The sequence below is a fragment of the Arthrobacter sp. SLBN-100 genome, assembly GCF_006715305.1.
GTDB lineage: Bacteria > Actinomycetota > Actinomycetes > Actinomycetales > Micrococcaceae > Arthrobacter.
This window is the reverse complement of the sequence record NZ_VFMY01000001.1, coordinates 376,481-392,588: the sequence shown is the minus strand read 5'-3', so window position 1 is coordinate 392,588 and position 16,108 is coordinate 376,481. Positions and strand designations below refer to the sequence as shown.

Here is a 16,108-nt window from a genome sequence, read left to right as displayed (position 1 = left end):
TCCCTCACCTGTCCTGGAGAGTTTCCTCGCCGTGCAGGGGGGCCTGCCCCGGGGTCCAGGACATCCGCAGGACGAAGTGGGCGTCCTGCGTGCCCTTGGCAATTAACGCCCCCGCATCCCCGGCCAGTTTCACCCCGAATTCAATCTCCACCTGTTCCGGGGTTAACTCCGCCATCGCCTCCATCACTGCAAGTGCAGCCGGGCGGACGCTGGCAAGTGCGTCTTCGAGGCGCCGGCCCACATCCAGGATCCCTTGTTCATTCCGGGCTGGATGGTCCACCCCGTAGCTGTTGTCGTCAACCTCAACGAGGACAGTCCCGGAACCTACTTCATACCGCAGTACCTCAGTCATGCTGGATTCCTCCGCTAATGGGACATCCGGATGTTTTGGTGGACTTCCGGAACCGGAGGCCGGCGCGTCCCACCACCGGGCTGTTCCGCCCCACACATTCCAGTCAACGCTTTGCAGGCGCCGCTATCTAGGGCAGAAAGACCTGCCTGTAGATCATGGGCGCTAAGTGCCGTTTGGGTATAGCCCCTATGGCCGGTGGGCTACGTGGGGGAATTCGCGACCAGCTCGTGGGTGAGTATTTCCCAGTACGCGTCCAGATTCGGTTCCCCAGCCGCCTTCAGCGCTTGGCCCCATAACTGGGCCTCTGCCGAACTGCCATATGCATTTATCGCGCCGTCGTCGATGAGGTCCGTAAGCAAGCGTGCGACACCCAAGGGTCTTCCACGGCGAGGCTTCATTGACGGGGCCTGGCAGCAAATGACCATCGATCCGCTCCACTGTCTGAACGCGCTCCCCTCTGTCGCCGGCCGCGGATCTCCGCGAGACTAGTTGCCATACGGCACCCCGCCAACCGGGCAGGAGGCCTCTAAGCAAACCAGGAGGATAATGCCATGGAAAATGACGAACGGCCCGGGACGGTGCTGTCCGACGATGACTCGTGGAGGGTGCTCAACCGATGCCGGCATGGCCGACTGGCCGTCAGCGTTTCGGGCGACCCTGACATCTATCCCATCAACTTCATCGCACACGACGGGGTCCTGCTTATGCGCACGAACCCTGGGACCAAGCTGGCCGAACTGACGGTGAATGAAAAGGTGGCCTTTGAAGTGGACGAGGTCACTGACGACGAGGCCTGGAGTGTGGTGGTCAAGGGTACGGCAAGAGTGATCGAGTCTCAGTCTGAGATAGATGAAGCGGACAAACTGCCGCTCAAGCCCTGGATCCCGACGCGCAAGTACACCTATGTGGAAGTCACCCCTGCACGCATCCATGGGCGCCACTTTGAATTGGGCGAGGAACCAGAGCGGTACTGAGCTCGCAGGGACCGGGTGCGTGATTTGCGCACTCTTGCTGGGCGCTGCCTACTCCGAGGAGGACCTACGGCACCGCTCACTTGCGTCCGTCATGTCAGCGGCCGCGTGACCTTGAAGCGCCTGCCGGTGACCGAGTCCGGTGCAACCCGGACAAAGTGGTCTTTCCTGCCGGCCTGCCAGGAGAACAGGTACAGGGAGGCTGAATCAAGGATTTCCTCTGTCCCTGTTATGGCCGCGGCTTTGCTCTTGACCATTACGCTCCAGGCCAACCCGGTAACCGCGTCTACGCCTCGGCCTGCAGCGCCACTGGGATTTCCCCGATGGCGCTGGCGAATTTGCTTCCTTCAGCAGTCCGGAATACCACAGTGCCGTGGTCCACGATGTAGTTGAGCGGGAAGATGTCCGGTCGGTCATCAATCCAGAAGGCCAGGCGGCCGACGGACACCTGCCGCATGAGATCCAGACGCTGCCTGAATTAAGGTGTTCCACCTACGTCGGGGACCCAGAAGCCGCCGCGTCGTTCGTTCGCCGGCCGCGGCCCGTTAGGTCGGGTGTCCCACACGTCCAGACGTCGACCTTCAAGTGCCGGCCTGTCATGGCTTTCCGGTGCCTGTAAAAAGTTTCTTCCCTGTTACGGATCACATTTAGGACAAGAACGGGGACCTCTCGCCAGAAATCCCCGTTCGTGCTGTGCGCTGTACTCGAGAGTAGTACCGGAGATAGCAGCCCCAGGCGGAGCCGGCCGCCGGGCGATAGAGTTCAGGCTTGACCCATAGCCTGGCCGCTGCCTATCACATAGTGTGTCCGCATGGCTGAGGAACGTTTTGTCCCGGGGTTCGATGGAGCCGCCTCGGATGCGATGTTGAAGCTGGGGCGTTTCTTCACGAAATGGGACCAGACCGACGACGGCAGGGCGGTGTTCCGGGAGGGCGGCCGGAAGGGCGATATTTTCTACCGTGATCGGTGGAGCCACGACAAGGTAGTCCGCTCCACTCACGGTGTGAACTGCACGGGCTCCTGTTCCTGGAAGGTGTACGTCAAGGACGGCATCATCACTTGGGAATCCCAGCAGACGGACTATCCCTCCGTGGGTCCGGACAGCCCGGAATACGAACCGCGGGGGTGCCCGCGAGGGGCGGCATTCTCTTGGTACACCTATTCGCCCACGCGCGTCCGCTTCCCCTATGCCCGGGGCGTCCTCGTCGAAATGTACCGCGAAGCCAAGTCCAGGCTCGGTGACCCGGTGCTGGCCTTCGCCGACATCGTCCGGGACCCGGAACGCCGACGCCGCTACCAGCAGGCCCGCGGCAAGGGCGGCCTGGTGCGGGTCTCTTGGCAGGAAGCCATCGAAATTGCAGCCGCCGCACACGTCAACACCATCAAGGCCTACGGGCCGGACCGCTGCGCGGGCTTCTCGCCCATTCCTGCAATGTCGATGGTCTCGCACGCGGTCGGGACCCGCTTCATCCAGCTGATCGGCGGGGTGATGACGTCCTTCTACGACTGGTACGCCGACCTTCCTGTGGCCAGCCCGCAGGTCTTCGGAGACCAGACTGACGTCCCGGAATCCGGCGACTGGTGGGACGCGGGTTACCTCATGATGTGGGGCTCCAACGTCCCCGTCACCCGGACCCCGGACGCGCACTGGATGGCCGAGGTGAGGTACCGCGGCACCAAGGTGGTGACGGTTAGCCCGGACTACGCGGACAACACGAAGTTCGCGGACGAATGGCTCCCCGCCCAGGCCGGAACCGACGCCGCGCTGGCCATGGCCATGGGGCACGTGATGCTCAAGGAGTTCTTCGTCGACCGCGAGGTTCCGTTCTTTTCGGACTACGTCCGCCAGTACACGGACCTGCCGTTCCTGGTACGGCTGGAAAGGAACGACGACGGCGGGCTGACGCCGTCGAAATTTCTTACCGCCAAGGACCTCCCGGCCGAGTCCGGGGCTGAGGATGCGGCGTTCCGCACCGTACTGTTCGACAAGAAGAGCGGCCTCCCGGCCGTGCCCAACGGCTCCATGGGGTTCCGCTATTCGGGCAGCGGCGAGGGCAAATGGAACTTGGACCTCGAGGGGATCGAGCCCGCACTTTCGTTGGGCGAGGTCTCCGGGGAAAGCGCCGAGGTCCTACTGCCGTGCTTCGAAGACGCCGGCGGCGCCGGAAGTGTGCTCCGGCGCGGCGTTCCCGTCATCGAGGTGGAAGGCCAACTGGTCACCACCGTATTCGACCTGATGCTGGCGCAGTACGGGGTTGGCCGCGAAGGGCTCCCAGGCGAGTGGGCCGCAGGCTACGACGACGCCTCCACTCCGTACACCCCGGCCTGGCAGGAGGAGATCACGTCCGTCCCGGCGCAGGCCTGCGTCCGGGTGGCCCGCGAGTTTGCCCGCAACGCCGAAGAGTCCAAGGGCCGGTCGATGATCATCATGGGGGCCGGTATCTGCCAGTGGTTCCATGGCGACACCACCTACCGGGCCGTGCTGGCCCTCGTGATGCTGACGGGCTGCATGGGCCGCAACGGGGGCGGCTGGGCGCATTACGTGGGCCAGGAAAAGACCCGGCCCGCCACCGGCTGGGTGTCCCTGGCCAATGCCCTGGACTGGTCCCGGCCACCGCGGACGATGATCGGCACCGGCTACTGGTACATGCACACAGACCAGTGGCGGCAGGACGGCTACTCCACAGATGCGCTGAAATCCCCGCTCTCCACCGGAGCCCTGGACGGCATGCACACCGCAGACGCGTTGGCCCAGTCTGCGCGGCTCGGCTGGATGCCGTTCTACCCGCAGTTCGACCGCAATCCGCTGGACCTCGCCGACGAGGCGGAGGCCGCCGTCGCCGCCGGAACCGCGAAGGACACCCCCACTTACATCGCGGACGCGCTCAAGAACCGCACCCTGAACCCGGCGATAGAGGACGTGGACGCCCCGGAGAACTGGCCACGGACCCTCGTGCTGTGGCGCTCCAACCTGTTCGGCTCGTCAGCCAAAGGCAACGAGTACTTCCTCCGCAACCTGCTGGGAACCCACAACAACGTCCTGGGCAAAGACCACGCCGAAGGGCTCAAGCCCAGGGACGTGAAATGGCATGAGCAGGCACCGGAAGGAAAGCTGGACCTGCTGGTCTCCGCCGACTTCCGGATGACCTCCACCACGCTGCTGTCCGACGTCGTATTCCCGGCCGCCACCTGGTACGAGAAGCACGACCTGTCCTCCACCGACATGCACCCCTTCGTGCACGCCTTCACCCCCGCGATCGACCCGCCATGGGAGACGAAGACGGATTTTGACACCTTTCACCTTCTGGCCCAGGAATTCTCCCGGCTGGCCAAGACCCACCTGGGCGTCCGCCGGGACCTGGTCAGCGTGCCCCTGCAGCACGACACCCCCAGCCAGCTCGCCCAGCCCGGCGGGATCGTCCGGGACTGGCGGGACACATCCATCCCCGCGGTGCCGGGGCAGAACATGCCCACCTTTTCCGTCGTGGAACGGGACTACACCGCCATCGCCGACAAGCTCGCCGCCATCGGGCCGCTGGCTGACAAGCTGGGCTTCACGGTCAAAAACGTCACTTACAAACTCGCCGGTCCCCTGGACCGGCTCAGCCGCTCCAATGGCGTGATGTTCGGCGGAGCCGCGGACGGCCGCCCCGCGATCGATACCGACGCGAAAATGGCAGAGGCCATACTGGCCTTCTCCGGCACCACCAACGGCACCCTCTCCGTGCAGGGCTTCAAGGACCTGGAAATCCGCACCGGCCGGAAACTCGCGGACCTTTCAGAGGGCTCCGAGGAAAAGTTCATCACCTTCGCCCAGACGCAGGCCGGCCCGGTCCCCGTGATCACGTCACCGGAATGGTCCGGCTCCGAAACCGGGGGTCGCCGCTACGCCCCGTTCACCATCAACGTCGACCGGCTCAAGCCCTGGCACACCCTGACGGGGCGGATGCACTTCTTCCTGGACCACGACTGGATGATCGACATCGGTGAGGCGCTGCCGATCTACCGGCCGCCCTTGGACATGCACCGGCTCTTCGGCGAACCCAAACTCGGCGGCAACGGGGAGCTGGAAGTCGTGGTCCGCTACCTGACGCCGCACTCCAAGTGGTCCATCCACTCGGAATACCAGGACAACCTGCTGATGCTCTCCCTCTCCCGGGGAGGGCCCACCGTGTGGATGAGTCCGGCCGACGCCGAGTCCATCAAGGTCAGGGACAACGACTGGGTGGAGTGCCTGAACATCAACGGCGTCCTGGTGGCCCGGGCGATCGTGAGCCACCGCATGCCGGCCGGAGTGGTCTACGTCCACCACGCGCAAGAGCGCACCATCGATGTGCCGAAGTCCGAGGCCACCGGAAGGCGGGGCGGCATCCATAACTCCGTGACCCGGCTGCTGGTCAAACCCTCGCACCTGATCGGCGGCTACGCCCAACTGGCCTACGCGTTCAATTACCTTGGCCCCACCGGGAACCAGCGCGACATGGTTGCCACCGTCCGCCGCCGTTCCCAGGAGGTGCAGTACTGATGCGTGTGATGGCTCAGATGGGCATGGTCATGAACCTGGACAAGTGCATCGGCTGCCATACCTGTTCGGTGACCTGCAAGCAGGCCTGGACCAATAGGGCGGGCACCGAATACGTCTGGTTCAACAACGTCGAAACCCGCCCCGGGCAGGGCTATCCGCGCCGCTACGAGGACCAGGAGAAATGGCAGGGCGGCTGGGAGCTGAACAAGCGCGGCAAGCTCGTGCTCAGGGCCGGCGGACGGGTGAAGAAGCTCCTCGGGATCTTCGCCAGCCCGGTCCAGCCCGAGCTCAAGGACTACTACGAGCCATGGACCTACGACTACAAGACCCTCGTGGACGCACCCCTGGGCGACGATTTCCCAGTGGCGCGGCCCAAATCCTTGATCACCGGTGAGGACACCAAGATCACCTGGTCCGCGAATTGGGACGATAACCTCGGCGGGTCGGCCGGAATGGGGCACCTGGACCCGATCGTGGAGAAGGTCCGGCGCGAGTCCGAGGACAAGATCAAGTTCGCGTACGAGCAGACGTTCATGTTCTACCTGCCGCGGATCTGCGAGCACTGCCTCAACCCCTCCTGCATGGCCTCCTGCCCCTCCGGGGCGATCTACAAGCGGGTGGAGGACGGCATCGTGCTGGTGGACCAGGATAAGTGCCGCGGCTGGCGCCAGTGCGTCACGGGCTGCCCCTACAAGAAGGTCTACTTCAACCACAAGACCGGCAAGGCCGAGAAATGCACCTTCTGCTACCCCAGGGTGGAAGTCGGGCTGCCGACGGTCTGCTCGGAAACCTGCGTGGGGCGGCTGCGGTACCTCGGGTTGTTCCTTTATGACGCCGACGCCGTCACCGAGGCAGCGTCCGTCACCGATCCCCGGGAGCTGTACGACGCGCAGATGGACGTGCTCCTGGACCCGGATGACCCGGGCGTGCAGGCCGAGGCGCGCGCCCAGGGCATCCCCGAGGACTGGATTGACGCCGCCCGGCGCTCACCGGTCTACGCGCTTGCGAAGGTGTATAAGGTGGCGTTGCCGCTGCACCCCGAGTACCGGACCATGCCGATGGTCTGGTACGTGCCGCCCTTGTCCCCGGTGGTTGATCTCCTGCGGGACCAGGGCCATGACGGGGAGGACGCGGGCAACCTCTTCGGCGCCATCGACGCGCTGCGGATCCCGGTGGAATACCTCGCCGAACTGTTCACTGCCGGTGATGCGGACCGGGTCACCGCGGTGCTGAAAAAACTCGCGGCCATGCGCTCGTACATGCGCGGCATCAGCCTGGGGAACGATCCGGACGACTCCATTCCCGAGTCCGTGGGTATGGACGGTCAAACCATGTACGAGATGTACCGGTTGATGGCGATCGCCAAGTACGAGGAACGCTACGTCATCCCGAAAGCCCATGTGGAGCAGGCCCACGACCTGGAAGAGATGGGCTGTTCGCTGGATTTCGACGGCGGCCCGGGCATGCAGGATTCCGCCCCTTTCGGTGAAGCGAGCGGCAGGCCCCTCCCGGTGGCAGTGGAGACTTTCAATGCCCTCCGCGACCGGCAGACTTCCGACTCCGCCGCTGGCGAATCCTCCCTCCGCGGGCGGGTGAACCTGCTGAACTGGGACGGCAACGGTGCGCCGGAGGGACTGTTCCCGGACAAACGGGACGTTCCGCGGATGAGCGGCACCTCTCCCGCCCACGGCGGAGGGAAGGCCGGTCCCAGCCCGGACGCTGCCGGGCCCACCGCGGAGGCCTCCGGCGCGTCGGGTAATCCGGAGGACAATGACCCCGGCGCCCTCGCCCGGGAGGAACCGTGACGCGCCGTAACCAGGTGGTGTACCTCGCCGCGGCCTGGTGCCTGTCCTATCCGGACGAGGAACTGATGGGGCGGGTTCCGCTGATACGGGCTGCTCTTTCCGAGTTCGACGGGGCCCCAGATGATTTCGAAGGGGTCCTGAAAGACCTGGAGTCGGCGCCGGCCATGGACGTGCAGGCCCGCTATGTGCGCGAGTTCGACCTGGGCAGGCGGCACGCCCTGCACCTGTCCTACTGGACAGACGGGGACACCCGGCGCCGAGGCGAGGCGCTCGGCAGCTTCAAGAACGTCTACAGGCAAAGCGACATCCTGGTGGACACCCAGGGCGAGTTGCCGGACTACCTGCCGATGGTCCTGGAATTCGCGGCCGTGGTGGACATGGCGGCGGGCAGGGACCTGCTCATCCGGTACCGGCCCAGCCTCGAAATGCTCCGCTTCGGGCTGCTCCGGGACGAACTGCCGCACGCCCTGATCCTGCAGGCGATCTGCGACAGTCTGCCCGGCAAGTCCCCTGCGGACGAGCAGGCCGTAATGCGGATGGCCGGTTACGGGCCACCCACCGAGGCCGTGGGACTGGACCCGTACGATCCCCGCTTGTTGCCCGTGAAAGGGACCTGACCATGCTCGCATCCTCAACGGAACCTGGTGCCGCCGTCGAACTTTCCACCGTGGACATCGCGCTGTGGGGTGTCCTGCCCTACGTCATGGTGGTGGTGCTGGTGGGAGGGCTGGTCTGGCGCTACAAGTACGACCAGTTCGGCTGGACCACCAGATCATCCCAGCTTTACGAATCGAAGCTGCTGCGCATCGCCTCACCGCTGTTCCACTTCGGCCTGCTCGCCGTAGTCGCCGGTCACTTCTTCGGGCTGGTGATCCCCATGGCGTGGACCCAGGCGGTGGGGATGAGTCAGGACTTCTACCACTTCAACGCCCTGTTCGTGGGCGGCATCGCAGGGGTGGGAACATTGGGCGGGATCCTGCTGCTGATCTACCGCCGCCGCACCACCGGGCCGGTGTTCATGGCCACCACCAAGAACGACAAGACCATGTACGTGGTCCTCACCGCGGCCATCGTGTTCGGGCTGTGGACCACACTGGTGTCCGTGTTCGAGGGCGAGCACGGACACAACTACCGCGAAACCGTAGCCCCGTGGTTCCGCTCACTCTTCATCTTCCAGCCGGACCTCGCAGCCATGGCGGCGGCACCGTTCTCATTCCACCTGCACACCCTTGTAGGCATGGCGTTGTTCATCATCTGGCCCTTCACGCGGCTCGTCCACGCTTTCACGGCGCCGCTGCACTATCTTTTCCGGCCCTACATCGTGTACCGCTCCCGGGACAAGGACCTGACCGGAACCAGAGGGTCCAGCGTCGCCTCACGCCGGGGATGGTCAGCCGTGGGAACACCGGACCGCGATACCCGGAACCGCTGACCTGGAACTTATCCGAAGGAGGAACCGGTGACAGAATCAGGACCGGCAAAGATGCCAAGCGGCAGAACCTTAAACCTGGTGCTCGCCACCTCAGCCTCCGTGGTGTGCTTCTGGGCATGGAACTCCGTGGCCACCTTGGGTTCGTTCTACACGGAAAACCTCCAGCTCAACCCGGCTACAACCGGCGTGCTCATAGCCATGCCGGTGTTCGTCGGATCACTGGGGCGGATCGTCGTCGGAACGCTGACGGATAGGTACGGCGGCCGCGCCATGTTCACGTTTGTCCTCCTGGCCACCATCCTGCCGATCCTCCTCGTGGCCCTCGGGGGCACCCTGAGTTCCTTCGCGGTGGTGCTGGGCGCCGGCCTGCTGCTGGGGGTTGCCGGAACCGTCTTCGCCGTCGGGATCCCTTTTGTCAGCGGCTGGTACGAGCCGTCCCGGCGGGGCTTCGCCACAGGGGTTTTCGGCGCTGGCATGGGTGGGACGGCGCTGGCCGCATTCCTGAACCCCCGTCTCGTCGCCGCAATCGGATACTTCCCCACTCATCTGTTGATCGCCGCAATCCTTGCCGTCATGGCGGCTCTGGTCTGGTTCCTGATGAAGGAATCCCCCGGCTGGAGCCGCAATAACGCACCCGTGCTGCCCAAGCTCCTGGATGCCGCCAAGACACCTGTCAGCTGGAAGATGTGCTTCCTCTACGCCGTCGTCTTCGGCGGCTTCGTGTCCTTCGCCACCTACCTGCCCACCTACCTGCGGGACGTGTACAGCTTCGACCCCAGCGGCGCCGGTTCCCGCACGGCGGGGTTTGCCCTCGCCGCAGTCCTGGCGCGGCCGGTCGGCGGCGTGCTCGCGGACAAGCTTGGGCCCAAACCGGTGGTGGTCACTTCGCTCGCCGCCGTTGCCATCCTCGCCTGGGTAGTGAATCTACGGCCCGATGGTGAGGTCCCCGCCGGCCTGACGTTTGTCGTCATGGCCGCGGCCCTTGGTCTGGGCGCAGGTGGCGTGTTCGCCTGGGTGGGCGTGCTGGCCCCGCGGGGGAAAGTGGGCAGCATCAGCGGAGTGGTCAGCGCCGCCGGGGGGCTCGGCGGCTACTTCCCGCCCCTGGTCATGGGCGCAACGTACGACGCCGCGACGCGCAGTTACTCGATCGGACTGCTGCTGCTCGTAGCGACGGCCCTTGCAGCCCTGGCCTTCACGATCTTCACCGTACAGGCCCGGGCCGGAACAGCGGCCGTCCCGCCCAGACTCACGGGCCCAGGCCGCTAGCCAACAAACGGTGCCGGTTGCTTACGCCGGGGGCCGCAGGCGCTGATGTCCTGTGCGCGTTGACCTGAGTTGAAGGAAAGCCCCAGGAGGCACAGTCCTGCCTTAGCCCCGATCCACCGATCGCGTTGAAGGCGTGGCGGCGTTTTAAACGGAGAATGCCTGTCGGATCGGGAAAAATGGGATTGTCTGGGACTCCGTTTGGCCAAGCCGAGAGGTATCTCGTACGTGCAGCTTTTCCATAGATCCAAGCATTGCCACTTAAGCTTGGCGCCATGACCACGACCGTGCAAGTGAGTTCTTTCGGCTCCCGCTTCGCCGAGGCGGTGCAGACCCTCACCCCAGGGTATTTCGCCCTCACTATGGCCAGCGGGATCATTTCGGTGGGGCTCGAACTCGAAGGCTTCCCTGCGCTCTCGGCGGCACTCCTCGTGGTCTGCGCGGTCTCCTACACAGTGCTCCTCGTGCTCAACCTCGTGCGTCTGGTCAGGTTCCGCGAAGATATGCGCCGGGACTTCATGGACCCCGGCCGGGCGTTCGGCTTCTTCACCTTCATCGCCGGGACGGACGTACTCGGCGTGCGGCTCGGGATGGCGGGGTGGCCGGGTGCAGCAGCGCTGCTCCTCGTTGTCGCGATCCTCACTGGGGTGATGCTCGGCTACATCGTCCCGTGGACGGCCGTGCTGGGCCGGGACGAGCGGCCCGTGCTCAAGGATGCTAACGGCACGTGGTTCATCTGGTGCGTGGCGAGCCAGTCCGTGGCGGTCGCGGCCGCATCCGTCGAGCCCCTCGCCGGACCGGATTCGCGCGCGGCCTTGGCAATCGTCGCCATCGTGGCCTGGTCGGTGGGACTCATCCTGTATGCCGCGGTGGGGGTCTTCGTCTCACTGCGGCTCATGACCTACCCCATCCGGCCGGAGGACCTCCGCCCGCAGTACTTCGTGGCCATGGGCGCGATGGCGATTAGCGTCCTCGCTGGCGCGCGGATCGTTGAAATGGCCGGCGCGCCCATGGTGGACGCGACGCGGGGCCTCGTGGCAGGCTCGTCCGTTGTGTTCTGGTCCTTCGCCTCATGGCTCTTCCCCGTGCTCCTCGCAGCCGGGTGGTGGCGGCACGTGATCCACCGCGTGCCGCTGGCCTTCGAACCCGGGCTCTGGAGCGTTATCTTCCCCCTCGGCATGTACGCCGTGGCCAGCATCTATCTGGGACGCGCCGACCGTCTGCCCATTGTCGCCTTTATCGGCCGCACGGAACTGTGGGTGGCTCTCGCAGCGTTCCTCGCCACCTTTGCCGGGATGCTCTGGCACTTGTGGGCCACACTCGTGCGGCCCGGCATGCGGCCCCGACCGCACGGCACGGTTCGGCCGAGGCTGGGTCCCCCTGCCGGGACGCCGGACCGTCGGGAGCCCGGACCATAGGGACGCTGAGGACGCGGACCGCCCGTTCCTCCGGCAAGTACAACCACAAGAATCTGCCGGATGTCGCCTTTGCGCCCCTCTGGAGGGGGTTGCCGGTTGCGCCCTCCGACGGAGGGGACGAAAGTGCACGCGCCGCTGGACGTGAGACAGCTTGTAGTGCGGCGTCTTCCTGAGAAACCAGGATCTTTGGCATGGCCCTGCATCGTGAAGGACCGCGGCGGTCATTCTTGGTGTCTTGAAAAGCTGTAGTTTTCTAAGACGCCTGCCAGGGACGCTCTCCCGGTTATGGAGCGAGCTTCGAAACTAGCGATGGCTCATGAAATTAACGACAGGAACCAGACCACCGCCTGCACTGGATGAAGAGGCGGGTATGGCCCCCATCCGGTGTCGCTGGGGATCCCTAACCTCATGGCCTCTGATTCATGACGGTTATCGAACGCCCCCACCCAAGGCCTGCTCAAACTCCGTACTCAGATACGGATCGGGCAAGGTCATCGAGGGCAATCCGCGCCCCGTGGATAAACACGTCCACGTCCGGGCAGACGTTCTGGTCCGCAATCGCCGTCAGGTTGAGCTGCCCGTTATAGGAGAAGACGGCAACAGCAAGCGCGATGTTGCCCATGAGCGACACCACCGGGAACAGCTCGAGCAGCTGCGCTCCGGAAAGATACAGCGGCACGGGCGGCCCCGGGACGTTGGTGACAGATATGTTGATGAACCGCTGGTGGGCGAATCCGTGCAGGAATGCACGCTGGAAGAGCATCGATTGCGAAATTCCGCTGCCCGTCTGCGGATGGGCGTTGCGCTTGCGTGCGGTAGTTTCCGCCTTGATCAGGTCCAGCCTTCGAACAGCGTCAGACTCGCCGAGTGGCAGCGGCACCACCATCCACCCGTCCAGGTTGCTGGCCCCCTCCTGCCCACGCTGCTCCCGGTGAAGAGACACAGGCACCATCGCTCGCAGCGCCAGCCCATCAAGATGTTCTCCCCGGCCAGAAAGCAGCTCGCGCAGCCCTCCGGCCACCACATCCAGAACGACGTCGTTGACTTTGGCGTCATGGGCATGGGCAATCTGGCTGGTGGCTTCCAAGCGGCTGCGAAGAACGCCCAGCCTGCGGTCAGCGCCGACAGGACGGTTAAGGCTGGTGCGGGGTGCACGTTGTTCGGCAAGCAGCTCCCGCCATGCCGGCCAGGCACGCCGCGTCCGGCGCAGCAGGTCACTTGCATGAGCAAGGCCAACCGGGAGCCGGGCAAGCCGGCGAGCGTGACGGCGTAGGTTGTCGCGGAGAAGCTCCCCCGCCGTCGGCATAGGGGTCGGCGCCCATGATGGAGCCACGGGGTTAGGCGCATCCGCAGCAGTGTCCAGCAGCGACCCGAAGGCGGCCACGGCAGCTATCCCGTCCGCCATGATGTGATGCATCCGCAGGAACAGGCCCACGCGTTCCTGCGGCAACCCGGGCAGCAACCACACCTCCCACAGCGGTCGTGCTGGGTCCAGCCGTCGGCTTGCCAGCTCTGCGCAGGCCTGCAACAGGCGCGACTGGTCGCCAGGAGGACCGACAGGATGCACCCGGACGTGATCGGCGAGGTCAAGCGACGGCGCGTCGATCCACAGGGGCCCGCCAAGCCACCACCGGGGCCGATACAACAGCTGACGGACGTGGGGGACGCCCTCCAGTCTCGGTTCGAGCCAGCGGCGGACGGCCTCGATCCGGACGCGACCGTCCGAGTCCAGCAGCCCATGGCCGTCGAGGACCCCAAGAGCGCCTATGTCCGCAGCCCAGCCCGAGTCGTCCCACAAGAGCAGGAAGCGGTCCGACGCGGTCAAGCGCTCAAGGCGGGATGTCTCATTTTTCACAGTCACGTTCCTGTCCCCTCGTGACCAACAAACCAACCTTACTCCCAGGACCGATGATCGGTTAGTGCCAAAGGGAGTCCCGGACCAGGAGAACAGCGGGTCGGCGCGACGCCTCATACCCCTACGGATACGAGACTCAGAGAAGAGGCCAGGCCCTCGCTCCTGCGTGCCATTTAGCGATCACAGAACACTGCCACATTGAAAGTCACGCTCGAGAGGCGTTGTTCTCGACTGGAAAGGTTCCCGGAGTCCTTCGTTTGCAGGTCTTCCGACGCCGACGTCCTATGGGCTTGGCTAGAGCGACTTGTTCTGTATCCATGTCTGGAGCACTATCTTTCCTGAAGCGTCAGGCAGCAGGAGCCAGGCCCAGAGGTAGAGGGCCGGGGCAGGACCTGGGAACAAGGCCAGGACCAGGAGCTGGGCTCTTTCTCCCGGTGATGATCCAGCTTCCGCTTGGGCATTAATGCCAAGCACAACAGCTAGACCCACTGATATCTTCTGAGTAATCGTATCGGCGCTCCTTCGGGGCGGGCCCTCGCCGACGGGACGATGGCAAGTATCCCGCGAGCATCAGGTATGTGCCTGCAGAACTCATATCGGTCTTATCCCATCACCTGCTGGTTAACCCACCGCTCGAGGGGTGGGACCAGCAGTAGTACCGCCACGATAGCGACCATCAGGACGTGCACGAAGGCATTCCATGCCGCAGTGCCGCCCGCTTCACCTCCCCCTACCGCAGCGAACCAATAGGGCACCAAAGAAACGAGTCCAAGCCCGGCTGACGCGAGGGCAGCGTACTCCCACCAGTTCCACCGGGCGAACAACGCCCAAGTAGCTATACAAAAACCGAGAATAGTCAAGAGGCAAAGCGCCATGGTCAGGTTCCACAGGAACCCGGAGGTTCTGACCCCCTTGGTTGCGAAGGTAGGTGTCAGCCAGAGCCAGCTGCTCCCTGCCATCAGGAGGGCGAGTCCGCCCAAGGTGCGAAGTGTGAACATTTTTCTCGCCTCCTCAGGCAACTAAGGTTAGAAATTTGCTCCGTTGAGGCGTAGGGCCAAAAGGCCCCACCACCGAATGGATGGGGCTCGTACAGTGTGAACCATGGGCAGTGATGAGATTTCGCGTTCCTCCCCCTCGTTGGGTGAGGCCTCCCGCCTTTACGGGCTTGGCCGCCTTGGCGTACGGATTGCCTGGGCCACCTCTGTGGTGACGCTGGTTTCGTTCGTTCTTGCCCTCACGGCACTACCGGACAAGGTGCCCTACCCGTTCACGGACGAGGTGATTGCCGCCCAGTGGCCGGGTGACTACTACTGGATGTTCCCCGCAATGGTGCTGATGCTGCTGTTCGTGGCACTGGTCGCAACTCTCCATGAATATGCTCCGGCCGCGCGCAGGATCTATAGCCTGACCGCTCTGTGCGTCGCAGTCATCGCTGCAGGTGTCCTGCTCATCAACTACTACATCCAGTCCTCCGTGATGCAGCCAAGCCTTGAAAAAGGGCAACTCGATGGGTGGTCCATTTTCACCCAGTACAACCCAAACGGCGTCTTCATCGCCCTTGAGGAGCTCGGCTACCTGTTGATGAGCATCGTCTTCCTCTGCCTGGCCCCTCTCTTCACTTCCAGGACGCGGCGGGAGAAGGTGCTGCGGTGGCTTTTCCGGCTCAGCTTTGCGGCAGTCGTGTTGTCCCTCGGCGTGGTTTCGGCGCTTATGGGAATCGACCGGGCGGATATCTTCGAAATCATTGTCATCAGCATCGTTTGGCTGACGCTTATCACCGCAGGGCCGCTCCTGGCGGGATACTTCAAGCAGGAGGGCACTGCAGCGGCTTCATCCGCGGATAGAAGTTGAACCTAAAGGGACGTGTGTGTTCTCACCTGCTGAGCCCTCGCCGAATGGGGGATGCTGGTGCCTGTTCTTCTTCCCGTTTGAACCGGCCCCAGCCCGCTATCGGGCACCAGCGGGGAGATTCTGGCAACGATCCATCGTCCTTCCGGGCACCGACAGGATGATGAAACGATGGGGCTTGTCTCACCAAGGCGCAGAAATTCCGCCAAGAACTTCGAGCCGCCCTAATCCCTCAGTGCAGCCGGATGCGGGTGGGCGAGGACTTTGGACTGAAAAGGCACAGTAGTGAAACGGCAATGCAGAATGTCAGCCAAGGAATAAAGTGTTCCATTTGACCTTGCTCCTAGCTTCCCGCATCCAGGACCGTGTCCCTGGGCGTTCGAGGATCCAACGTTGTCCAAAGAACACAATCGCTGAGTTCCACTTTCCTTGACAGAAATAGGTCGGGTCCAGCAGATAATCGCGCGTCGTGTCCTTATCCGGCGATCATGTCGCGTCTCTGCGGTCGGGTCATCGCGGGGTGGCCGGCGGCCAATCCTTCGAAGCCGTCATATGAATGTCCGGCACAGCAACCAAAGCCATACCCGCCTCCCCTGGCTAGCCACGACCCTACAGCGGCCGCGGTACTGAACCCGGTAA

Annotated in this window: 11 protein-coding genes and 1 pseudogene; 8 read left to right on the top strand and 4 right to left on the bottom strand. The window is 64.1% G+C overall.

The annotated features are described in order from the left end of the window. Window positions 1-4: 4 nt before the first annotated feature. Entirely contained in the window at window positions 5-352 is a 348-nt protein-coding gene (locus FBY31_RS01695; RefSeq protein WP_142036110.1) for a CU044_2847 family protein, read from the bottom strand. A gap of 551 nt (window positions 353-903) precedes the next feature. Here FBY31_RS01695 and FBY31_RS01690 point away from each other — a divergent pair. Beyond that, window positions 904-1,326: a pyridoxamine 5'-phosphate oxidase family protein gene (locus tag FBY31_RS01690; protein WP_142036107.1), complete on the top strand. Its 423-nt coding sequence runs from the start codon at window positions 904-906 to the stop codon at window positions 1,324-1,326. An 89-nt stretch (window positions 1,327-1,415) separates the two neighbouring features. Here the strand turns inward: FBY31_RS01690 and FBY31_RS23740 are convergent. Then, window positions 1,416-1,780: pseudogene (locus FBY31_RS23740) on the bottom strand (pyridoxamine 5'-phosphate oxidase family protein). 354 nt (window positions 1,781-2,134) lie between these two features. Between FBY31_RS23740 and FBY31_RS01680 the strand changes: the two are divergent. The 6 genes from FBY31_RS01680 to FBY31_RS01655 all read left to right on the top strand — a co-directional run bounded on the left by FBY31_RS01680 (window position 2,135) and on the right by FBY31_RS01655 (window position 11,766). Next, the gene (locus FBY31_RS01680; protein ID WP_200833286.1) at window positions 2,135-5,848 is read left to right on the top strand and encodes a nitrate reductase subunit alpha; all 3,714 of its coding nucleotides are present in this window, start codon (window positions 2,135-2,137) and stop codon (window positions 5,846-5,848) included. Further along, window positions 5,848-7,653, top strand: coding sequence for a nitrate reductase subunit beta (gene narH / locus FBY31_RS01675; protein WP_235012869.1), 1,806 nt, complete (start codon window positions 5,848-5,850; stop codon window positions 7,651-7,653). The genes FBY31_RS01680 and narH overlap by 1 nt, the downstream gene beginning before the upstream one ends. Continuing rightward, window positions 7,650-8,270 carry a nitrate reductase molybdenum cofactor assembly chaperone gene (gene narJ, locus FBY31_RS01670; RefSeq protein WP_142036104.1) on the top strand — a complete coding sequence of 207 codons (621 nt, stop codon included), beginning with the start codon at window positions 7,650-7,652 and terminating at the stop codon, window positions 8,268-8,270. Before narH ends, narJ begins: the two co-directional genes overlap by 4 nt. A gap of 2 nt (window positions 8,271-8,272) precedes the next feature. Next, window positions 8,273-9,085: a respiratory nitrate reductase subunit gamma gene (gene narI / locus FBY31_RS01665; protein ID WP_142036102.1), complete on the top strand. Its 813-nt coding sequence runs from the start codon at window positions 8,273-8,275 to the stop codon at window positions 9,083-9,085. 51 nt (window positions 9,086-9,136) lie between these two features. Further along, window positions 9,137-10,351, top strand: coding sequence for an MFS transporter (locus FBY31_RS01660; protein ID WP_142044962.1), 1,215 nt, complete (start codon window positions 9,137-9,139; stop codon window positions 10,349-10,351). Between the two features lie 272 nt (window positions 10,352-10,623). Beyond that, complete coding sequence (locus FBY31_RS01655; RefSeq protein ID WP_142036099.1) at window positions 10,624-11,766, top strand: tellurite resistance/C4-dicarboxylate transporter family protein; 1,143 nt, start codon at window positions 10,624-10,626, stop codon at window positions 11,764-11,766. A gap of 457 nt (window positions 11,767-12,223) precedes the next feature. Here FBY31_RS01655 and FBY31_RS01650 read toward each other — a convergent pair whose 3' ends face one another. Further along, window positions 12,224-13,621, bottom strand: a complete 1,398-nt coding sequence (locus tag FBY31_RS01650) for a wax ester/triacylglycerol synthase family O-acyltransferase (RefSeq protein WP_160142418.1) — start codon at window positions 13,619-13,621, stop codon at window positions 12,224-12,226. A gap of 602 nt (window positions 13,622-14,223) precedes the next feature. After that, complete coding sequence (locus FBY31_RS01645) at window positions 14,224-14,619, bottom strand: hypothetical protein (protein WP_142036094.1); 396 nt, start codon at window positions 14,617-14,619, stop codon at window positions 14,224-14,226. Window positions 14,620-14,722: 103 nt separating this feature from the next. Here FBY31_RS01645 and FBY31_RS01640 point away from each other — a divergent pair, with 103 nt between their 5' ends. Then, window positions 14,723-15,472, top strand: coding sequence for a hypothetical protein (locus FBY31_RS01640; protein WP_235012868.1), 750 nt, complete (start codon window positions 14,723-14,725; stop codon window positions 15,470-15,472). Window positions 15,473-16,108: the final 636 nt, after the last annotated feature.